This window comes from Peribacillus butanolivorans (genome assembly GCF_001273755.1).
GTDB classification, from domain to species: Bacteria; Bacillota; Bacilli; order Bacillales; family DSM-1321; genus Peribacillus; species Peribacillus butanolivorans.
Map to the genome: position 1 here is coordinate 4,352,045 of NZ_LGYA01000001.1, position 21,532 is coordinate 4,373,576.

At 37.9% G+C, this 21,532-nt stretch carries 23 protein-coding genes; 14 read left to right on the forward strand and 9 right to left on the reverse strand.

Translation table 11 applies throughout. The annotated features are described in order from the left end of the window. Window positions 1-93 precede the first annotated feature (93 nt). From nikC to AKG34_RS20030, 7 genes are all read left to right on the forward strand, one after another. Window positions 94-978: a nickel transporter permease gene (gene nikC / locus AKG34_RS20000; protein WP_407946290.1), complete on the forward strand. Its 885-nt coding sequence runs from the start codon at window positions 94-96 to the stop codon at window positions 976-978. A gap of 12 nt (window positions 979-990) precedes the next feature. After that, complete coding sequence (gene nikB, locus AKG34_RS20005) at window positions 991-1,911, forward strand: nickel ABC transporter permease (RefSeq protein WP_053347726.1); 921 nt, start codon at window positions 991-993, stop codon at window positions 1,909-1,911. Window positions 1,912-1,923: 12 nt separating this feature from the next. After that, window positions 1,924-2,946 (forward strand): ABC transporter ATP-binding protein, encoded by a 1,023-nt coding sequence (locus AKG34_RS20010; RefSeq protein ID WP_053347727.1) that lies wholly within the window; start codon window positions 1,924-1,926, stop codon window positions 2,944-2,946. A 2-nt stretch (window positions 2,947-2,948) separates the two neighbouring features. Beyond that, window positions 2,949-3,935: an ABC transporter ATP-binding protein gene (locus AKG34_RS20015; RefSeq protein ID WP_053347728.1), complete on the forward strand. Its 987-nt coding sequence runs from the start codon at window positions 2,949-2,951 to the stop codon at window positions 3,933-3,935. A gap of 91 nt (window positions 3,936-4,026) precedes the next feature. Continuing rightward, complete coding sequence (locus tag AKG34_RS20020; RefSeq protein WP_053347729.1) at window positions 4,027-4,794, forward strand: sensor histidine kinase; 768 nt, start codon at window positions 4,027-4,029, stop codon at window positions 4,792-4,794. Further along, complete coding sequence (locus tag AKG34_RS20025) at window positions 4,791-5,489, forward strand: response regulator transcription factor (protein WP_053347730.1); 699 nt, start codon at window positions 4,791-4,793, stop codon at window positions 5,487-5,489. Before AKG34_RS20020 ends, AKG34_RS20025 begins: the two co-directional genes overlap by 4 nt. 3 nt (window positions 5,490-5,492) lie before the next feature. Beyond that, window positions 5,493-6,821, forward strand: a complete 1,329-nt coding sequence (locus tag AKG34_RS20030) for an SLC5/6 family protein (RefSeq protein ID WP_152952321.1) — start codon at window positions 5,493-5,495, stop codon at window positions 6,819-6,821. A 142-nt stretch (window positions 6,822-6,963) separates the two neighbouring features. Here AKG34_RS20030 and AKG34_RS20035 read toward each other — a convergent pair whose 3' ends face one another. Continuing rightward, window positions 6,964-7,551 carry an NAD(P)H-dependent oxidoreductase gene (locus tag AKG34_RS20035; RefSeq protein WP_053347731.1) on the reverse strand — a complete coding sequence of 196 codons (588 nt, stop codon included), beginning with the start codon at window positions 7,549-7,551 and terminating at the stop codon, window positions 6,964-6,966. Between the two features lie 122 nt (window positions 7,552-7,673). Between AKG34_RS20035 and AKG34_RS20040 the strand changes: the two genes are divergently transcribed. Next, window positions 7,674-8,102, forward strand: a complete 429-nt coding sequence (locus AKG34_RS20040) for a MarR family winged helix-turn-helix transcriptional regulator (RefSeq protein ID WP_053347732.1) — start codon at window positions 7,674-7,676, stop codon at window positions 8,100-8,102. Between the two features lie 215 nt (window positions 8,103-8,317). On the opposite strand, the gene AKG34_RS20045 is transcribed toward AKG34_RS20040, so the two are convergent. Then, window positions 8,318-9,781, reverse strand: a complete 1,464-nt coding sequence (locus AKG34_RS20045) for a protein adenylyltransferase SelO (protein ID WP_053347733.1) — start codon at window positions 9,779-9,781, stop codon at window positions 8,318-8,320. A gap of 1,020 nt (window positions 9,782-10,801) precedes the next feature. On the opposite strand from AKG34_RS20045, the gene AKG34_RS20055 reads away from it, so the two are divergent. Then, on the forward strand, window positions 10,802-11,494 hold the full coding sequence (locus AKG34_RS20055) for an FHA domain-containing protein (RefSeq protein ID WP_053347735.1): 693 nt from the start codon (window positions 10,802-10,804) through the stop codon (window positions 11,492-11,494). Window positions 11,495-11,556: 62 nt separating this feature from the next. Here the strand turns inward: AKG34_RS20055 and AKG34_RS20060 are convergent, their stop codons facing one another. Next, entirely contained in the window at window positions 11,557-13,359 is a 1,803-nt protein-coding gene (locus AKG34_RS20060; protein WP_053347736.1) for a hypothetical protein, read from the reverse strand. A gap of 267 nt (window positions 13,360-13,626) precedes the next feature. Between AKG34_RS20060 and AKG34_RS20065 the strand changes: the two genes are divergently transcribed. Both AKG34_RS20065 and AKG34_RS20070 read left to right on the forward strand, forming a co-directional pair. Further along, a complete protein-coding gene (locus tag AKG34_RS20065; protein WP_053347737.1) occupies window positions 13,627-13,989 on the forward strand; it encodes a hypothetical protein in 363 nt (120 codons plus the stop codon). A gap of 103 nt (window positions 13,990-14,092) precedes the next feature. Next, window positions 14,093-14,731 carry a hypothetical protein gene (locus AKG34_RS20070; protein ID WP_152952322.1) on the forward strand — a complete coding sequence of 213 codons (639 nt, stop codon included), beginning with the start codon at window positions 14,093-14,095 and terminating at the stop codon, window positions 14,729-14,731. 482 nt (window positions 14,732-15,213) lie between these two features. On the opposite strand, the gene AKG34_RS20075 is transcribed toward AKG34_RS20070, so the two are convergent. The 3 genes from AKG34_RS20075 to AKG34_RS20080 all read right to left on the reverse strand — a co-directional run bounded on the left by AKG34_RS20075 (window position 15,214) and on the right by AKG34_RS20080 (window position 17,025). Then, on the reverse strand, window positions 15,214-16,179 hold the full coding sequence (locus AKG34_RS20075) for a quinone oxidoreductase family protein (protein ID WP_053348176.1): 966 nt from the start codon (window positions 16,177-16,179) through the stop codon (window positions 15,214-15,216). Window positions 16,180-16,397: 218 nt separating this feature from the next. Next, complete coding sequence (locus AKG34_RS28395) at window positions 16,398-16,544, reverse strand: protein YoyE (protein ID WP_162878680.1); 147 nt, start codon at window positions 16,542-16,544, stop codon at window positions 16,398-16,400. A 196-nt stretch (window positions 16,545-16,740) separates the two neighbouring features. Further along, window positions 16,741-17,025: a hypothetical protein gene (locus tag AKG34_RS20080; RefSeq protein ID WP_053347739.1), complete on the reverse strand. Its 285-nt coding sequence runs from the start codon at window positions 17,023-17,025 to the stop codon at window positions 16,741-16,743. Window positions 17,026-17,291: 266 nt separating this feature from the next. Here AKG34_RS20080 and AKG34_RS20085 point away from each other — a divergent pair, with 266 nt between their 5' ends. From AKG34_RS20085 to AKG34_RS20095, 3 genes are all read left to right on the forward strand, one after another. Then, window positions 17,292-17,876: a CGNR zinc finger domain-containing protein gene (locus AKG34_RS20085; RefSeq protein ID WP_053347740.1), complete on the forward strand. Its 585-nt coding sequence runs from the start codon at window positions 17,292-17,294 to the stop codon at window positions 17,874-17,876. Window positions 17,877-17,997: 121 nt separating this feature from the next. Further along, the gene (locus tag AKG34_RS20090) at window positions 17,998-18,552 is read left to right on the forward strand and encodes an HPP family protein (protein WP_053347741.1); all 555 of its coding nucleotides are present in this window, start codon (window positions 17,998-18,000) and stop codon (window positions 18,550-18,552) included. Window positions 18,553-18,577: 25 nt separating this feature from the next. Beyond that, the gene (locus tag AKG34_RS20095) at window positions 18,578-19,063 is read left to right on the forward strand and encodes a DinB family protein (protein ID WP_053347742.1); all 486 of its coding nucleotides are present in this window, start codon (window positions 18,578-18,580) and stop codon (window positions 19,061-19,063) included. 310 nt (window positions 19,064-19,373) lie between these two features. Here AKG34_RS20095 and AKG34_RS20100 read toward each other — a convergent pair whose 3' ends face one another. From AKG34_RS20100 to AKG34_RS20110, 3 genes are all read right to left on the reverse strand, one after another. After that, window positions 19,374-20,081, reverse strand: coding sequence for a nitroreductase family protein (locus tag AKG34_RS20100; protein WP_053347743.1), 708 nt, complete (start codon window positions 20,079-20,081; stop codon window positions 19,374-19,376). A gap of 114 nt (window positions 20,082-20,195) precedes the next feature. Beyond that, window positions 20,196-20,612: an RrF2 family transcriptional regulator gene (locus AKG34_RS20105; protein WP_053347744.1), complete on the reverse strand. Its 417-nt coding sequence runs from the start codon at window positions 20,610-20,612 to the stop codon at window positions 20,196-20,198. A gap of 244 nt (window positions 20,613-20,856) precedes the next feature. Next, complete coding sequence (locus AKG34_RS20110) at window positions 20,857-21,282, reverse strand: cytidine deaminase (protein WP_053347745.1); 426 nt, start codon at window positions 21,280-21,282, stop codon at window positions 20,857-20,859. Between the last annotated feature and the right edge of the window lie 250 nt (window positions 21,283-21,532).

A 21,532-nucleotide genomic window follows, 5' to 3' on the forward strand; every position in this document is an offset into this window, starting at 1 on the left:
TTACTGCTTTTCTGCATCATATTTACTTCAATACCTATTTTGAATAAATTTAATGAAAGAAAAGGAGGAAGTGCCATGAAGCCAGAGGTCGTTATGAATAATACCGAATTGAATGTAAACAAAAAAAAATCTTCAAAACTACAACACTGGAAAGCCTTTTATAAAAAGTTTAAGAGAAATAAATTGGCATTGATAGGCGGTTACATCGTACTTTTTTATATTTTATTGGCCATTTTTGCACCTTTAATTTCACCACAGGATCCCTATGAAATTGATTTAGTCAACACACTCCAGCCCCCCACAACAGATCATTGGATGGGAACAGATGATAAGGGAAGAGATATTTTAAGCAGATTATTATATGGAACCCGTCTTTCATTAGCTGTTGGATTTGTCTCTGTGTTCTTCGGGGCGTTTATTGGCATACTCTTAGGATTAACAGCAGGCTATTATGGAAAATGGATTGATACCGTCATTATGAGGATTGTTGATGTTCTACTTGCTTTCCCAGGAATATTGCTTGCCCTTGCAATTATAAGTGCTCTAGGGCCAAGTTTAATTAACGTAATGGTAGCAGTTGGTGTCTTTTCAATTCCTATGTTTGCACGTATTGTACGGGGTTCCACACTTTCAGTCAGGAAGCTTGAATATATTGATGCCATTCGTGCATTAGGTGCCACTGACTTCACGATTATTTTCAAACACATTTTCCCTAATATTCTTTCACCTGTCATCGTTCAAGCTACATTACGTCTAGCTACAGCCATTCTATCAGCAGCCGGCTTGTCATTCCTAGGGCTAGGAGCTCAGCCTCCTTCTCCAGAATGGGGAGCCATGTTAAGCAGCGGACGAGATTATTTGTTCAGTGCCCCTCACATCGCTTTGTTTCCAGGAATCGCCATATCAACACTTGTACTCGGATTCAACGTATTCGGTGATGGACTAAGAGATGCCCTAGACCCAAGAATGAAAAAATAAGGAGGAGAGAAAATGTTTGTATTTATTGTCCGGCGAATTTTGCAAACCATACCGGTATTACTAGGAGTAAGTCTTGTGGTTTTTCTCATCATGCAGATGGTTCCCGGAGACCCGGCAACCCTGCTTGCAGGTGAAGGAGCAACTAAAGAAACGATAGAAATGATTCGACATCAGCTTGGCTTAGATCGTCCAATCCTCTATCAGTACTTCGACTATGTAATCCATGCTGTACAAGGTGATTTTGGAGAATCACTTCGTAGTAGCCGCCCTGTTTTGGACGAGATTTTGGTCCGCTTGCCAATCACCCTAGAACTTGCCCTTGCAAGTATTTTTATAACCGTTGTCCTTGGAATGGTGGCGGGAATTATCTCAGCAACTAAGCAATACTCAGCAGCTGACATTTCTATCATGATCGTTGCTTTATTAGGAATCTCTTTACCTAGTTTTTGGTTAGGTCTGATGCTTATCTACTTTTTTTCCGTTAATCTTCAGTGGTTTCCTGTTTCAGGTTGGGGAACTATTAATCACATGATTCTCCCAGCTATTACCCTCGGGGCGGGAGGAGCTGCAATTGTAGCCAGAATGACCAGGTCAAGTATGCTCGAAGTTGTTCGTCAAGACTATATTCGTACAGCAAAAGCCAAGGGATTAAAAGAGCATGTCATTATATATAAGCACGGTCTAAAAAATGCGCTTATCCCTGTTATTACAGTCGTTGGTCTTCAGTTCGGTGCGCTCCTTGGCGGTACCGTATTAACAGAGTCCGTATTTGCCATCAATGGACTTGGTAGGTTAATAGTTGATGCCATTAGAACGAGAGATTTACCAATGGTACAAGGCGGGGTCCTTATTGCATCTGTTATCTTTGTATTTATGAATCTAGCTGTAGATGTCCTCTATCGATACTTTAACAAGCGAATAGACTTAAATTAGGGAGGTACTAAGATGAAACAGTTTGAAGAAAAAATACTGGAAGTTAAAAATCTGCAGACCTACTTTTTTACTGATGAAGGAACGAGTAAAGCAGTTAATGGAATTAGTTTCACCCTAAACAAAGGGGAAACGCTTGGAATAGTAGGGGAATCTGGGAGTGGTAAAAGTATTACTTCCTTATCACTATTAAGGTTAATCCAATCCCCTCCCGGAAAAATTACCGGGGGCAGCATCCTTTTTAAAGGTGAGGATCTACTTACAAAGACTGAAAAACAGATGCGATCCATACGTGGTAATGAGATTTCTATGATTTTTCAGGAACCAATGACATCATTAAATCCCGTTTATTCAGCGGGTGAGCAAATTGCAGAAGCAATAAGACTTCATCAAAAGCTAGGAAAAAAAGAAGCTTGGAACAAAGCAGTTGACATGCTTCGGCTTGTCGGAATTCCCTCTCCTGAAAAAAGGGCAAAACAGGAGCCGCATGAACTAAGCGGCGGAATGAGACAAAGGGTCATGATTGCAATGGCACTTGCATGCCACCCTGAGGTACTAATAGCGGATGAACCTACAACAGCCCTTGATGTGACGATTCAAGCCCAAATTTTAGAGCTAATAAAAACCCTGCAAAAGGATTTCGGTACGGCTGTCATTTTGATTACTCATGATTTAGGGGTCGTATATGAAACATGTGACCGAGTAGCTGTCATGTACGCAGGGAAAATTGTTGAATACACACTGGCAAAAGAGATATTCACAAATCCTAAACATCCATACACGATTGGTTTATTGAACTCCCTACCACGTCTCGACATGGACCAGGAAGAATTAACTACCATACCCGGGACTGTTCCAAGTCCATACAATATGCCCAAAGGCTGCAGCTTTGCACCCCGTTGTGCACATGCGAAGAAAATTTGTGAACAGGCTGTACCGGATCTTCAAACAACCGGCCCAAGTACCCAGGTCAGCTGTTGGATGTTTACCCCCCAATGGGAGAAAGAATATGACGCTCAAGAGAAAGTAGGGGTTTAATAATGGTATTACCAGTTGTAGAGAAAAAGGTTCTTCTAAAAGTAAATCAATTGAAACAATATTTCCCAATTAAGGGTGGGTTTTTCGGGAGAACTATTAATCATGTAAAAGCTGTTGACGACATTAGCTTTAATATCTATCAGGGAGAAACCTTGAGTATAGTAGGTGAATCTGGCTGTGGTAAATCGACAACTGGACGGGCCATTCTTCGATTAGATGAACCTACAAGTGGGAGTATACACTTTCAGGATAAGGATTTACTAAGTTTAGGAAAAAAAGAAATGAGGAGTACAAGGAAGGATTTGCAAGTTATTTTTCAGGATCCATTTGCCTCCCTTAATCCTAGACAGACTATAGGACAAATTCTCGGAGAAGCCTTATCCATACAAAATGTAGTGCCTAAAGAAAACCGAAAGAGCAGAATTGAAGAATTATTAGGCCATGTCGGCTTGAGACCAGAATCCATGGAAAGATACCCACACGAATTTAGTGGGGGCCAGCGGCAGAGAATCGGTATTGCACGGGCGCTTGCAGTAGATCCAAAATTGATCATTTGTGACGAAGCTGTATCTGCACTTGATGTCTCTATTCAAGCGCAAGTACTAAATTTATTAAAATCATTACAACGACAATTCGATCTTACCTTTCTTTTTATTTCACATGATTTAGGTGTGGTTAGACATATCTCGGATCGTGTAATGGTCATGTACCTAGGAAAGATAGTCGAAATTGCTGACAAAAAGTCCATTTTTGAACAGCCGCAGCACCCATATACACGGGCATTACTATCTGCTATCCCAGTTCCAAATCCAGTGCAAGAAAGAGAACGAATTCTATTAACGGGTGATGTCCCCTCACCTATTGATCCTCCAAGCGGCTGCCGCTTTCATACACGGTGTCCTTTTGCTATAGATATCTGCAAATCACAGTTACCTGAATTAAAGATTTCTGCCCAAAATCATCAAGTCGCTTGTCACATCGTGTCATAAATTGTAATAGATTTCCGAAGGAGTCTTTAGTAAGATACTAATAAGCAGAATTATTAAAGTTATATAAAAATATTATCATTAGAGGTTCATAATGCTTAGTTACGAGGGATTTACATTACTAATCATGCTTTTTATTTTAGCTCCTATCATGGGAGCTATTGCTCTTTTATTTCTGTTTGTATTTGAGAAGAGAATTGATCTTCTTGAAAATAAAAACAAAGAGATACGGCTGGAACAAGCACTCCAAGAAGCCCAATATAATAAATTAAACCAGCAAATTCAGCCTCACTTTTTGTTTAATACACTAAATGTCATTTTAAGCTTGGCACGTTTAAACAGAACGACAGAATTGATACGTGCCTTAGAGGCATTTTCGCAATTCTTAAAATTCAAGTATAAAGCATCTGAACCATTAATTCCCCTAGCTCAAGAAATTCAGTATACTCAGCATTATCTAGATATACAAAGTCTTCGCTTTGGTGATCGGCTTAAGATAGATATGGAGTGCCCCGACCAATTATTAATAGCACTAGTTCCACCCTTCATTCTGCAGACTTTAGTTGAGAATTCGTTTAAACACGGTTTAGAAAAAAAAGTGGGAGAAGCACTTCTTAGTATCCGATTCTATCAGGATTCCCAGACGATATATTTAGAAGTAATAGATAATGGTTTAATGGTAAAAACCACTTCCTTTACAGAGAAAGTCGGTCATGGCTTAGACAATATCCAAAAACGTTTAGATTTGTACTTTAGTAACCGTGCACAAATAATTATTTCTTCTAATGAGTCAGGAACAAAGGTAAAGGTAGTTTGGCCACTGGTTTATGATAAGAGAGTTGAGGAGGGAGCTTCGGAATGAATGTTTTATTAGTTGATGACGAACCATTAGAACTTGAACAAATGGAATATATGATTCAGTCTATATACCCTTTTTGGAAGTTTCACAAAGCCGCTGATGCCTGTCAAGCACTTACCATCAACCAAAATTTCAAAATAAACCTCGCTTTTTTAGATATTAATCTACCTGGGCGATCCGGTCTTGAATTTGGTGAAGATCTGAGGGCGGTAAACAAAGAAGTAGAAATAATAATGGTTACAGCACATCAAAGTTTCGATTATGCCCAACAATCCATAAGAATAGGAGTGGTTGATTATTTAACGAAACCTGTAATTGAAAGTGATTTGCATAAAGTTCTATCTAAGTATAAAAAACAAGACTCATCTCATGATTATTCAAGCCTAATTCATCATTCGCTTTCATTTATTCATGACAATTTTGCTGAAAAAATCTCTCTTTCCGACATTGCTCGTGAAGTACATACAAACCCGACCTATTTGAGTAGGAAATTTCACGAAGAAGTCGGCGCTTCTTTTACAGAATATTTAATACATTATAGAATACAAGCCGCTAAACGATTTTTAACCAATAACACGAGTTGGAACATATCAGACGTTGCTGAAAACTCAGGTTTTAATAGTCAACATTATTTCAGCACTATATTCCGTAAGACAGAAGGAATAACGCCAAAAGAGTTCCGTGAGAAAGGAAAATAAACATTGCGTCCTCGTTCATTTCAAGAATACGTACAAGGCCCAATTCAAATTGGGATGGGCTTAGGAATTATCTCCCTCCTGGCACGTTGGGTGACAGGAACCACGATATTATCCTCTCCTGAGTCCATGGTAAAGTATGGAGTTTTCGGAGGAATTGGCTATGCTTTAATGGGAGCGATTGCTCTATTTATGTTCAGTTTTATCGGGAGGAGAGTTCGACAGGATTTCCCTGTGGGATTGACTATGGGAGACTATTTAAAAACCAGACTTCATCCCCTTGGATATTGGATATTGATAGTGATTCTGGTATTAACTAGTTTACACACTTTATTCATTCAGGGAATGGCAGCGTCTACCCTTTGTCAATTTCTTTTTGATACGCCACTTTATGTAGGGTTGTTCTTCTTTTTCTGTTTTTGTGTTCTTTTTGCTGGATTCGGTGGGTTAAAATTTATTCACGGAGTCGCATCTTTTCAAGTCATTTCTATGTTTGCCGCCGCTATCTTAATTCCATTATACTTTTTCGTCAAGGAAGGGATTCAACCTGTTTATGATGGGATCCGTCTATATCACCCATATATGCTAGTAATCAATAAGTATGATTTATGGAATTTTATTTTTGCAGGGCTTCTAGTAGGATTCGGTCAGTTTTTCTTTGACCTCACATCATGGCATCGTCTATTTATGATAGAAATAAAAAAAGTCCCCTTAACATTTTCCTTATCTGGTCTTATATGGATTACATTCCCATTATCCTTTTCATCTCTTTTTATTATGGTTATCTTTACAGGTGGGTTCACTGATATACATTCTATTTTAGTTGGATTAGCTAACAAGATTACGACACCTTTCATTTTTATTCTTTTCATATTATGTGCATTTAGTGCAATCACCTCCACATTTGGTGCCTGTCTACATTCATTAATAAGCTTAATTGTAGCCAATATTTTAGAACCTTTCCAAACTAAAAAAAGTGACCAGCAAAAAATAAGAATGGCCTACCTTCTATCAATCTTGATTGGAGGAATGGTTTTTGTTGCTACACTCTTCAATTCTCCAACCTTATTAGAGCTTTTATTTTATTCTGGAAATATATATTCAGCATTGCTAGCACCATTTCTAGCAATAGTATTTAGTAAAGGGAAAGTTGCGAATTTCATTCCAATAAGCGCCGTCTTAGCTATAGTTACCTCATACATTATTCAACCTTACGTAAGTGATTTTCAAAGCATTTGGTTTAGTGGGTTAGCTTCATTTACCATTATAGTGATTTGTACGATTCTTACGTTCATTAAGACTAAATGGAGATTTTTTAAAACTAAACTGAACTAATTACGAAGTAAGATTTATCGGATTCGGTGCAATATTTAAAGAACGTCTAAATACTACCAACCCCATTCATGTACATTACGCTGTTCCGTACATGAATGGGGTTTCTCTATTAATCTCGTAAAAAGTAAAGAAAACGATTATCTTAGCTTTCCACCTTTTTGAAATACCGATATACCTTATCTAGTCTTTTTGTTTGTTTTCCATTTGAACTTTCCATATTACCAAATTCAAAAAACTTCACTTTTTTGATACCCACAAAATTAAATAAGGCTTTTTTCATCAATATTTTATGCGCATTATTCAACCAGAGAAGTGGATATTTTGTAGGTCCCTTCATAGTGGAAACACATACAACTGACTTTCCTTTTAAAAGTCCTTCTGGTAGAAGTCCCTTCTTATCCCTGTAGGCAAAATTTGCAGCAAATAATTGATCAATATATCCCATAAGCATTGCGGGAGGCCTCCCCCACCAGATTGGATAGACAAAGACAATCTTGTCAGCCCAAGTAATTTGATTTCTATATTTTTCAAGGTGAGGATCACGGTGCATATCACGCCTTCGTTTATGCTCATTGAACACTAGGAGTGGATTAAAGCCCTCTTCATATAAATCTAAGACCCGCAACTCCTTTATGTTAGGGTTCTCATTACTACCTTTGATGATTTTTTGTAAAAACGCATAACTTAAACTTTTGTGATTAGGATATGTGTAAATGACTAGCATGTTCATGGCGTACCCCCTACTTACTTATCATTTGATAACAAAACTATAACACTCTTAGATTTTTATTGTCAAATGATAATTGTATTATGATAATATTTTTGTTATCTTCTCAGTAAGAGGTGAAAGTTATGGACAAAAAAGCTCTTTTTGATAAATGGGTGTCATTTACAACTTCTGTTCATCAGGTGACACACGAATTAACACAAAATGCTAAATCTGATTCCATCACGCCAGTTCAATATAATATTCTTGAATATATAACCGTCAGTCAGCCTGTCACTCCAAGCGAAATCAGTGACTGTCAGCATATATCAATGCCAAACACGAGTCGTGAGCTTAAGAAATTAAGCGAAAAGGATTTAATCGAAAAATTAAGTGATACTGAGGATCGACGAAAACAATATATTCGTCTCTCGAAAGAGGGGGAAACCATGATGAACGAAGCCTTTGCAATCGTGGAATCTCGTTTCCAAAGTCGAATACGAAATGCTTCGAAAGAAGATATAGAGGATATTGAGCGTGCCATGGATATTCTTCAAACAAAACTATTTTACTAACGGACCTGTAGTACAGAAAAATGGCTCCCTCGATTGAAAGATAATCGTTTACAACTGATCATCTTTCAATCGAGGGAGCTCCTTTATGATCTCCAAACACTAGCGGGGTTTTAATCCAAAATCCATTTCATCCTCATTCACGCTTAATGAGGAGAATGTTCTAGGATCCTTCTTTTGTCTTTCAGCCTCACAAATTGACTTCTCTAATCCTATAATCAGGTACCGCAAAAGGTCCGGTAAGGTGTTGTTGACTCAGGCAGCGTGGAATATTCAGCCTGTTCGCCGGAGTGCGCGTAAGGGTTTGAAAGAACATCTAAAAGCCGTTCCATCACGCTGTAGTCTCCTTTTTCCACTGCTGCTTCCAGTGCCTCTTCTACCCGGTGGTTTCGTGGGATAACCGCAGGATTGCTGTTTTGCATCAACTGATTCGAGGATGCTTTCGATTCCTTCTGCCTGCCTAGTCTCGCCTGCCAGAGCTCCTGCCACTGAGCGAATTCCGGTGTCCCAAATAGGGCAGTATCCCTCGGTGTATCAAAAGTTAATGTGCGGAAGGTATTGGTATAATCGGCACCATGCTTCTTCATCATATTGAGGAGGTCATCAATAAGCGCTTCATCCTGTGACTCTTCGTTAAATAGCCCCAGTTTTGCTCTCATTCCCGCTAGCCAATTAGATTGATACAACTCATTAAAAACAGAAATCTTATCCTGGGCCAGTTTAACAGCCTGCTCCTGATCATCATGCAACAGCGGCAATAATGCTTCAGCAAATCGTGCAAGATTCCACCCGGCAATATAGGGCTGATTGCCATAAGCATAGCGGCCTTGGGTATCAATGGAACTGAAAACCGTTGTCGGATCATACGCATCCATGAAGGCGCAAGGACCATAGTCGATGGTTTCTCCGCTAATCGTCATGTTATCAGTATTCATTACCCCATGAATGAAGCCGACCAGCTGCCATTGTGCAATAAGCTCAGCCTGGCGCTTGATCACTTCCTGAAATAGCGAAAGATAGCGGTTCTCATCTGCTTCAACGTCTGGGTAATGGCGCTGTATTGTATAGTCGGCAAGGGTCCTGAGTTCTTCGACCGTGCCCCATTTTGCAGCGAATTGAAAGGTTCCGACGCGCAGATGACTGGCAGCCACACGGGTCATGATAGCCCCAGGCAGCCTGGTTTCGCGGATTATCGATTCACCTGTTGTCACCACTGCCAGACTTCGGGTGGTAGGAATGCCTAGTCCATGCATCGCTTCGCTGATGATGTATTCACGCAGCATCGGTCCAAGTGCAGCCCGGCCATCACCCCCGCGGGAGTATGGAGTTCTTCCTGGACCCTTAAGCTGAATATCGACCCTCTCGCCTTGAGGCAAGACATGCTCGCCCAGCAGCACCGCCCGACCGTCCCCTAACATGTTAAAATGCCCGAATTGATGTCCCGCGTATGCTTGAGCAAGAGGCGAAGCACCTTCTGGAATCCGGTTTCCAGCAAACACCGCTACGCCATCTTCACTTTGCAATGCCTGAACGTCCAAACCAAGGGATGCTGCCAACTGTTCATTGAGAATGATCAACTCCGGTGAACTTACAGGAGTCGGGTTGGTACTTGTGAAAAATTTTTCCGGAAGACGGGCATAACTATTGTCTAAATTCCATCCTGTTTCATTACTTTTTGTCATAGTTTCTCCTTTTCTTCTTTTGTCTTTTTGTATAATGGTTCCTTCTCTCATCATTCAGTTATATACACGCCATTAAAATCAAGTGCAGTCCATTTTAATGTCTACTTCTGCCAATTTATTATACCGTTTCCACATAAAAATGGCTCTCTTTAAGTATGGATGATTGCCTGTCGCTGATTAGGATTTTACGAAAACATCGGCATACTCCCACCATTATCTCTTCACACTGCTCCTAGAATTGAATTGAAGCAGGTACCCTTAATGGGTTCCTGCTTCTTCTCTAAAGTCTATCTTTGTTGATCTTTTACTTTCTTAATTACAACGCTTTATCACAACAGTATACATCGCCCCCCATATTATAAACTCTGATTTTTTTTCAATTCATTTGTACTATTGGTAATTTCCATCTTCCTTTTTACCATCACATGTGATACGTTTCATTCTAAACAAAAAAAACCTACCTATGATTTGGCAGGCCTTGAATGGATTTTTACATTCTCTATTATCTTCCCAAAGAAAGACATGCAACTCGAGTGGAGGCTTCATGTTTTCAGTCATGCCGCCTTCACCTTTTTTATAGTCCTCTCTCTTTCCTACTTTGCCTCCCACATCCCCTCTCGACTCCAGGCTATGCTCAATTCAGTATAGTCAGGCTGATAAAGGCAATGCCAAATATGCAGTACAGGCCGAGGGTAAGGGGCTGAGGAATAATAATGTATACAATCATGCTTACAATCACCATCAGGATGCTAAAGGCATTTATCTTATCTCTCCACATACTCATCTTTGGTCAACTCCTTTTCTATTGCTTTTCTATTTAAAGATTCAGAAACTCTTTTTGTATATTCATATTCAAAAATGGTTTTGTACCTAATTTGTATTTTTTTCATTTTTCGTTAGTATGTCAGCGTCAGATAATTTATAATTATAAGATTGAATCTACTAAACAGCCATGTAATGAAAATGATAAATCCATGAAAATAATCTAAATATTTAGACTCTTAAGGAGATAAGAAGTGAATGAGCATCAAAACTTTTAAGGTTGTATTGAGAACCATGAACAAAGGCCAACCTGAAGAATTCGCCTATGTCTTTGAAGGAAAAAGCCTACTGATTGGCCGTGCCAGCCAACATTCCAAAGCTGATTTCAAGCTTTACAATGATTTCGTTTCCAGGGAACATTGCCAGATTTATATGAAGGAAGGAAAGCTTCTTATTGAGGATTTGTCGAGCAAACATGGCACCTCAGTGAACCAGATGCCACTTGTGCCGGGGCAGCCTTGCCTAATTGAACCGGGGGATACCATTACTTTGATTAATGGAATGATTGAATTCATGATTTCCATCGACAACGATTTAACACAGGATTTCACTCCGTTGAACATCACTTTTCACCAAAACGTGGTTATTAAAGAGCATCTTCAGACTGTGATCATCAATGAAAAAGCTCCCATTAAAATGCCTTTAAAGGAATTTACTTGCTTTAAGTTGCTTTATGAGAATTTGGAGAACCTTATTTCAAAGGAAGAGATTGTCCGACATGTATGGCCCGAGAGAATTGGGGATCCCCAGCAAATTGTGTCGGCGGAAGAAATCGCTTCACTTCTGTACCGGGTACGAAAACGGGTAAATGGCCATTTCGCAATAAAAGCTGTTGTTCAAAAGGGATATTATATGGAATCCACCCTTTCAATCAACCTATCGGACCTGTAATGAACAATGATTCGATTTCATGAAAAAAAGCATTGCGGATAGCAATGCTTTTTTTCATGCTTTTATTGCTTTGGTAAGTCCAGGTTAGTGAATTGATCGACCGGGACGATGTCCTCGTCCATATCCATCACTTTCAGCACAACCCGGTCTCCTACATTCGTCAATACAATATCAGAGAGTGCGCTGACTCCAGGGTCAACTGAGAATCTTTTGGCATTGCCTTCTACAATTAAATAGAACACGTAGCCATTTGAGAGATTAGCATCGTTGATCCTTGTTACTTTCCCTTTGATTTCTTTCAGTTCAAATCCTTTTTGAGGCGTTACACCGCTGACTTTCCCTAAAGAAGCAATTAGCTTTTTATAGTTCCGGAATGCTTCATCTTTTGTTTTTCCAAAAACTACTTGGGGATTATCGCTATTGGCATACACGATCGCTACCCCTTGAAACTTACTGCCCTTTGTAACGGGAATTACATAAGTGGGTGCACCGTATATCGTATAGAAAATTCCATTAGTGGCTTTCCACCCTGGATATTTAGACAGAAACTCACTCGCATTTGCGTTGGATTTTGCTTCTTTTCCAGTTAGAACGGAGGTGACGCCTTTGTAGTACGTCATTTCACCGGTTTTAGCATTGAAAACACCGTAACCTACTAGAGTTTTGGAGTTTCCTTTTGATTTTGCTCTTGTAAAATCAACTACATATATTAATTCGCCTTTTTCGTTAAAAGTAACTTGCATATTATCCTCATTAGGAATCAAAACATCTTTCTTCGCTCCAATTAAGGACTGATTTTTCCACCCGTGAACATATTTCCCCCAGTAGGTCCAATATTCCAAGGCTGTTTCTAATGTAAATGTTCTATCAACCCATTTAGGTTCTTTTCCTAACGGATAGTATTTTGTGTCGCCCGTTTCCGGATTCACTAATACCACTCCGTCCACAACGGACCCACTGCGGTATTTCAGGTAATGCCCCACTGAAGCTACAAAGAAGGGCTTTCCATCTTCGTTTGGTTCTAGGTATGAATCATGTATGATTTTATTCGGATATGCCTTACGAATCGTTCTTTCTAAATCATAATCAAGATATTGTGATGGAGCATACAACAATTTTCCTTTTACAGTGCTTGCGCCTTTATCTGTCGAAACGGCAGAAATAAGATTATAACCGGGCGTGTATTCAGCTTTCCCAGCTTTCAAAAATCCGTCCATTTCAATTGGTGAAGTATATGTTAATTCACCGTTTATATTGGTTAGACGGTACTCGCCTTCAGTGAAATACGATGCGTTTGCTATTTTATTAATAGCTGCATCGCCTTTTGCGTCTGCCATTTTTACTGTTACAAGCGGCATTGTTTTTATGTCTTGAACTTCTTCTAGCTTATTTTTCTTTTCAACTTTTGCTAAATCATGAAGTTTCTCGGCAAATGTTAGTGGATAAAACAACATGATAACCCAAGCTGCGATCAAAGCGATTCCCAGCAAACTGTTGAAATGTACATTCCAAGGTGTTCTTGTTGAATGTTTTGACCCCTCATTTTTCCGATTGCGGCGGGGTATTGAAGACTCTTTTGCACTGTACATGTACATTCTTGAATCAAAAATAAGAATAAGTCCAAAAATAACGGCAAAATTCGAAAAGAATGCAGTCGCAGTAAGATCTAGTAACATAATATCAATAACAAAAAATAATACGATAGCAGAAAGTAAAAGTCTCAGCACTTGCTCAATGAAAAAGAGTATATCCTTTTCCTTGATTGAGTTAGTCCATCTTTGTGGAATTAGGGAAAGTCCCAATACAGCAAATGGTATTTTCGTTAAAACCCCTTTTAAGATAAAAGCTATTAGTGAAAGTATCATGGTTTTAAAAATCTCCCCTTGTAGTATATGTTTCTATTTATTTACTAATTTTATCATTTTTTGACCAACTAATTTACTATCTTCTTCATCTCGTCTAAATATATCGATATAGCATTTTCTCCTAAAATATAAGATTCCTAAATTTTTTTTTCTACGATGCTACTTTTTCATATGTAAAGTTTATATAGACAGTGAAGATTGTTCCTTTCGATACAGCTATCCCAGACACTCGGAAGGTTCAATCCAGACCATTTAGGAGGAATAGAAATGGAATTGGAAACGTTATTGGATCAGGATTACAGCTTGGGGTTCAACCCTTATTTAGCAGAAACAATCGGCATACCAAAGGCGCTGATGCTGGCACATCTTCACTCAACAATAGAAGCGTATGGAATGGAAAGAGACGGAAGGGACTGGATTTACTCTACATATGATCAATTGCACACGCAGCTGCCGTTTTGGTCAAAAGGGACCATCAAGCGGATAATCCTTAGTCTCGAAAATGAAGGCTTTATGGTTTCCTGCAACTATAACAATTCGAAAATGGACAAAACGAAATGGTACAGCATCTGTTATGAAAAGTACATCGACATGCGTGAAGACCCAGACGGATTTTTGCTTGATTACTAAGAATAAAATGCCCCCTGCCTCATAGAAAAAGGCGGATAATAAAGGAGACGAAACCGTATGATTCCGTTCGTTTCTTCAAGATGTGAAAAAATCAGGCATTTCTATGGATATACAACATGAACTGCTGAAGCTAGCACGGTTCGTCTATACCTATTCTCTTAAAAAACTCGGTCTGGCTCTTCCTGCCAATAAACACCTACTTGCGGCTCCTAAACAGGCATCCGCTTATTTAAGTACAATTATTTACCATGAAACGTTAGAACAGATGGCAAAGTATTCTCACCAAGCAGAATCGATCAAAAGCCTTCTTGACCGTGACCACTTTCATAAAAGCATCTCCGAGAAGGCTCTAGGCCGGGAAGTGAATTATCTGGAAGTAGATCAACATATCGAACCCATTCGCGTCAAGCTCAAGCAAGCCGATTTCATCCACAATGTGCTGAACAACTGGTGCGAGGAGTGGCTCATCTCCCGCGTGAAGACAGTGACAGAAGAAGGCGAAGAAGGGATAAGGAAAAAGACCAGAGATAATAAACGTACCGCATCCGAATTTATAACGGACCTTAGAAACGATACATATGATAAGTTGGACAAGCTGATGACACTAATCCGCAAGTTCGGCAATCATGCGGTTCCTCCATCCAGTCAAAATTCTTCCCTCACAATGAAAAAGGCAACCATTCAATCCTACTTTGCTATTCAAAAGGAGCGTCTCGACGTACTCTCTATATCATCTTCCTAACATTCACACTGAATGTATTCGTTCAGTGTGTTTTCCCCTGCCCTTTTTTATTAATGGTTCTATCACTTTTTTAAAATCATCATGAGAGCTGACCAGTTCTCTTTTTTTTGCCCTCATCGGGTTCTGTGGATAATAAATGCAGTCTGTGAATTGCAGATTTCCATTTGTAGATTGTGAATAACTTACTGTGGGTTTTACCTTTCAATATGTAGGTTGCAAGTTCGCCTTGTTAATAGCGGTTATAGTCGGCAGTTTGTTTTTAAAGTAGGGGCCCAGCCCTGTGATAGTAAGGGTTTCCATTAATAATTTATCTAAGGGTCTAAAGAAATGGTCTGTAAAAAGGAACTGAAAAAGATTCTGAATATCATTATTAATAAGGAGATGAATCGCCGAACCCTTTACGAATTAATAAAGAATGAATGGAAGCAGCCTAAAAAGAAGTATTCGAGGACTACCTATAAATAAGCTAGCCCTCGAATACTTTATGGTATTAATAATATTTTCCCAGTACTTTTACGGCTTTCTAGAAGTCTATGTGCGTCTGCCCCGTCTTCTAAGGAAAAGAGAGTCGGTTCTTCGATTAGGATCTTCTTAGACATGATCCATTCAAACAACTCTGCTGCTCTTTTTTTCCGTTCATCATGAGAAGTTAATACATTCCAGAGATCTCCTCCTATTAATGCTTTTGAAGTATCCATTAACATTCTAGGATCGATTTTCTCTGGATCCCCACCTGCCATTCCAAAGAATACGACAGTCCCTCTAATCTTAGTTGCTTCGAAACTGTCTAGCAAAGTTTTCCCAACTGATTCATAAACAAGATCAACACCTTGTCCATTCGTTACATCCTTAATGGATTTTACCCATTCTGACTCATAAAGAAAAACATGATCCGCACCAGCTTGTTTTGCTACAGTTGCTTTGTCATTTGATGAGGTTAAGCCAATAACTTGACCACCCTTCATCTTGATTATTTGTGTCAGTAATTGCCCGACTCCACCTGCAGCAGCATGAACAAGGACGGTCTCTCCTTCTTTAACTGAATAACTGTCTTGAGTCAAATATTGGGCAGTTAATCCTTGAAGTAAAACTGAAGCGGCAGTTTCAAAAGAAATGCCATCAGGAAGCGGTAACAGCTTATCAGCAGAAACAGAAACTAGTTCAGCGTTGGCATGGGGAACATCAGCAAACCCGACACGATCGCCAACTTTCACACAATGAACATCTTCTCCAACATATTCAATGACTCCTGCACCTTCATAACCTAGAATAAATGGCGGATTACCCACTAAGTGATAATTCCCTTTCCTTCTATATACATCAGCAAAATTCAAGCCGATTGCTTTCATTCGAACAATTACTTCTGATTTTGAATGTTTAGGTTCCTCAATTTCTCTTATAGATAGGACTTCTGGTCCACCAAAATTATCAAAGACAAGTGCCTTCATTTTCATTTCTCCCTTCAAACGTTGTTCCTTCTTTACGATATCGAATGAAGCCTCTGATAGCAAGAAAGTCACTACCTTGAAAGAGAACTTTTCAATTAGTTCTTTTACTAGACTAACCACATGGTACCTTTTTAATCATTACAAAAAATACCGCTATGCCCTAAAGGCATAACGGTTGTTGGAAAATGTAAGAAAGGATAGAGAGAAACTCTCCTCTATCATTCAGTATTGGAACCAGGACCATTTTTTCGTTTTTTCGGAGAAAATTCTTCACCATGTGCTTCTTGTTCGGCTATAATGGCTTCTTCAGGAATATGATTATTTTTTTTCGGTGCATTGACGCGGTTACGGTTTTTTTTACCCATCATTAATCTCCCCTTTATTATTTGGGTTGAACTTCTGCGACTTATATTTAACCTATTGTGGAAAGGCTAATGATAGCTTGTCCGAAAGCCCGCAAAAATACCTGCAAAATGAACATTTCAAAAAAAAGGAAATACCTTCGATTTGAACGATCTAATAGACCATAAATATTTGTTATCTAATCTACTCCATATTTTTCTAATGTTCTTCCATATTAAAAATTATTTCTTCATTATTATTTTGCTCGTATTCTTTTCTTGCTAATTTACTTATTTCTTCTTCATTATTTAAATCAATATCATGTAAATTATCTTGCTTATTGTCCATTATAAATATCATTTCATCCGTAATTACCTTCACTGTTGGATTCACTTGAATAAAATCTTCTATAGGCTTCGTTTTATTTTTATAGGGCTTTATGAATAAAAAATATCCGACAAATAGTATAAATATTGAAGTTAAAATACCTAATTTTTTTTTCATTTATTCATCCCTTTCTATTTTCCCAAAAATCTAATTATACTTATTTTATCATAAAAGGTTATTTTTACCTTTAAAAACTTTCATTCCTAGTTAATGGAACACAACAAAAAAAGGCTGCTGCAACAGCCCTCATTATTTAAGTAAAACATCCTTTAGTTTAAGAAAACCATACCTTTTATTGTGTTAAATTAGGTTATAATAATTATATAACCTATTAATGAGTTTTTTTATGGTTAGAATAAAAGGTGAAATGAGAGATAAACGTAATGACTAAAACAAATAAATTTCCACTTATATCAGGAAATCTTTCTCTTGATTTAGTGAACACAGAACTAGTAAAACGTGGACAGCGGCACGATTTATTGCTCTTGGAAAGAGATGTGCTGGAGTGGCTTCATGTAATAAAAGTGGAAAACGCATTTTGGGATGATCGGTTATTCTTAAAGATTGAAGAAAGAATCGGACAAGTATTTTTATGTATTCTAGAAATGCGTGCTGTTTTAAGAGAGCGATTTGAATTAATAGCAGATGGACAATCAATTCCAGATGAATTTATCTCTTTTTTAGAAAATAAGATTGAAAAAGCGCCATTCATCTATAAATTAATAAATCAAAAACTGATACCCTCACCTATTGGAGAGATAGAGGATGTTCTTTTGTCTCTAATTGCCTTTGACGCTTTAACGTTAATTGAAACAAACAAACTTCCCTCCCTCAAGAGATGCTCTAATCCGGACTGCGTACTTTTATATATTGATGAAAGTGGAAGACGTAAATGGTGTTCAATGAAAATATGTGGCAACAGAAAAAAGGTAGCCCGCTTTCAACACCGGAAGTCTGATGATGAATGAAGAGCCAACTTATTTCAGAGTTGGTTCTTTTTTTCACACACTTTAACTAACCATTAAAAAATACTTTGACGGGTTAGTTTATTTCGTGTAAAGTGAAATATGAATAAAAGGAGCGTGAATGATGGACAGTACAAAAATAGCAAGCCGAGAAGAAAAACATTTATTTAATGTACGATATTTATCTAAAATGAAAGGAAAAGGGAGAAGTCCATTACAGGTTAATGCAAAGGACTCAGTAACAGGTTTGATTGGTGGATTTTTAACCATTTTCGTTCTAGTTTATTTAACAAATATGACATCTGCCATGTGGTTAATGGCTCCATTTGGTGCAAGCTGTGTACTGGCATTTGGTGTTTGGAACGCGCCATTATCACAGCCACGAAATATTATTGGTGGCCATTTTGTTTCTACATTTGTGGGTTTAGCTATATATCATCTTTTTGGTGATGAACCTTGGGCAATTGGCTTAGCTGTAGGCTTAGCAATTGCGGTGATGATGCTAACAAAAACAACGCATCCACCAGCAGGAGCCGACCCTCTCGTTGTTATGCTGGGCGCATACAGTTGGAGTTATTTAATTACGCCTGTTTTAATTGGCTCTATCGTGATCGTTTTCTTTGCACTAATCATCAATAATTTGCGCAGCAACCGGGAATATCCAACGTTTTGGATTTGACTTTTATTATTGGGGAGGAAAAAGTATGAAAAACTACATCTTCAAACAATTAAAGTTTGTTCGGGAAAACACTATTAGGTACGTGGCAAATATGAATGATGAGACATCACTTTTCATTCCAGTAGGATTCAATAATAATATCAAATGGAACCTAGGACATATATATGTTGTACAAGAAAGGTTCGCCTTTGATATTATTGGAGAAAAAATGACAATGCCGAATCACTTTACGGAATTATTCTCTACTGGTACTAAACCAAGTGAATGGGGAGAACAAAAATCACCCGCGATCTATGACTTAATCCAATTGCTCGATAATCAAGTCAACCGGGTTGAGCAAGCATTGGAATTTCGGTTGAACACAACGTTAGAACAACCATACACAACATCTACAGGTCTTACTTTATCATCAGTAGAAGAATTACTAACCTTTTGCTTATACCATGAGGGAATGCATTTTGGTGCGATTAAATCGATCTCACGAATGTTTCAAGATGGAGATAGAAAATGAAGTATTTTACTAAGAACTGAAATATTTTAGTCCTGCCTTTTTATACAATAAGTTTTATAGTATTTTCAAATCTGTTTTTAAAAACCATTCAGCCACATTTCAAACGAAATATGGTTAGCAGCTTTAAATAAAGTCTCCAGAATAACTAAGAAAAATAAAATTCATTTACAAACGTTCAAATTTTATTTTAATTGATCAGTCTATTAAATAATGAACATGCAACCAATTGGATGTTCATCGCAAAAAGGGCTCTGAAGCAAAAATTACAATGAATGCAATCTGTGCTCCAGAACCCGTATATTATTAAACCTTAGTATTTATTCCAAGTTATTAAAGTATCAAGTGGTAAACGTACTTTTTCAAATCCTGCTTTCATTCCTTTTCCAATGGAGATTAACATGACAGGTTTGAAGTTTTCCGGTACATTGAATGCATCCACAAATTTGTTTTCATCGAACCCTCCCATAGGGACTGTATCGTATCCTTTTGCTTTTGCAGCTAACATGATCTGCATGGAAACTAAGCCACCGTCAATCATTGCTACACTTAAAGCTTTTTCAGCAGAAAAGTTACCATAATTATGCATAATTGAAGCTACATATGGCTCTTTGATTTCATTCTTCATAATTCCTTTATTAACTAATTCACCATAAATTCGTTCAGCATTTTTGTAACCTTCAATATCAGCTAAAACTGCAATGACAGCAGAGGCATCAACAATTTGTTGTTGGTTATGTGCGATGGGTAGCAATTCTTGTTGGGTTTGCTTATCTTGAATGACAAGGAATCTCCATGGTTGTAAGTTAGAAGAAGACGGTGCTTGAATCGCAATATCCAGGATTTCACGAATTTCTTCTTCAGTCATCGCGTATTCTGCATCATATTGGCGAACTGATCTCCGTTCTTTCGCTATCGTAATGAAGTCTGTATCAGTAAGTACCTTTGGCTTTTCAAGTGATGTATTTATTTCATTTGATTTAGTTAGGTACTCTTCTTTACTCATTGTATTTTTTGTCATTTATAATGACCTCCATTTAACTGTGTTTATTACAAGAACAGTATATATCAGATACTGTTCTTATGTCAAATACAGTTTATAAAAGACGAAACCCTATTAGTTTCGTTTTTTACATTATGATTTTGATAGTAAGTCAGCAATCGTCTTTTGTTCAAGACCTTGTATAATCCAGCTCTCCATCTCATTTTTCAAGCCGCATAAAGCATCACGAGAAGATGGTTGAAAGCATTTTTTATCATTCACATCAAGGAAGCCTTTTGCAAAAGGTTCAGATTTTATTGCAGAGTAAATATCGGCAAGTATGATTTGATCAGGATCTTTGGCAAGTGAATATCCACCATCCCTACCTTCCTTAGCTTGAATCAGCCCTGCTTTTACTAAATTACTTAATATTTTTCTAAGAAAACCAGACTCCGAGTTAAGCTTTGTTGCCAACTTACTACTGTTACATAATCCCTCATGATCTGCAAGAACAAGTAGAGCTTGTAATGCAAGACTGAACCACATTATACTTGAAACCTTTTCGGTCATTTCTTTCACCTCTCCTCTACTTTAAACTATTTTAATGCATATACAACGAGGTATCAAAGAATTCTGCCGGAAAGCCACTCTTTTTCAGATCTATCTGGATACGAATTTCTAACCATATTGCATTGTATATAACCACTGCAGTACTAGTCTATTAACACTGAGGTTATTTTATTATCCTCGTTGAACTTACCTTTGTTTCATACGATCTTTAAAGAACCATTGCTCCATTAGAGGGAATATGTGTTTATTTGCCATTCCATTTTTCTTTGTATTCTTCATAAGCTGCTGTCCAGTGATACGGTTGTACTTCTGATAATGTTTTAAAAGTTAGGTCTCGTCCGGGTAAAGTAACAGCTACTTTAACTGTTGGACCCCAATTAAATAGTCTTTCTTGGCAAATTCCACAAGGAGAAAGCACTTTAAACTCTGACTTCTCATCATCACGAACTACACATATCGAATGCGTAATCTTTTTATTCAATTTATGAGCCTCTAAAATAGCTCCTGTTTCCATACACAGATTTGTCGAATCGTTTATTATATCAGGAGCGACACTTGTAAGTATTGAACCGTCTTCTAAAGCCATTGCTGCTGCTCCGCCCCAACCTTCGGGGTATCTTTTTTCTATTAAGTTAGTAACTGCATCAAATAATTTTTGCTCGGTATTCAAGTCATTACCTCCTTTAACATTAGTTAAATTCTAACAACCAATCTATTCGAGGTATAGTTTTTTTAAAGCGAACCCCTTTAGTTGCATTTGAAAAGAGGCTGCCTCAGCAACCTCCTTTACCGAAATAAAGCAACCGTTTGTTCATTTTGATCAGTTTAAGTTCGTTAAAATCTTACTTCCCTTCCAATATGGTATCAGATATCCGGTAAATAAAACTTTTAATAAACTGAACATCATGGTAATTACAGGT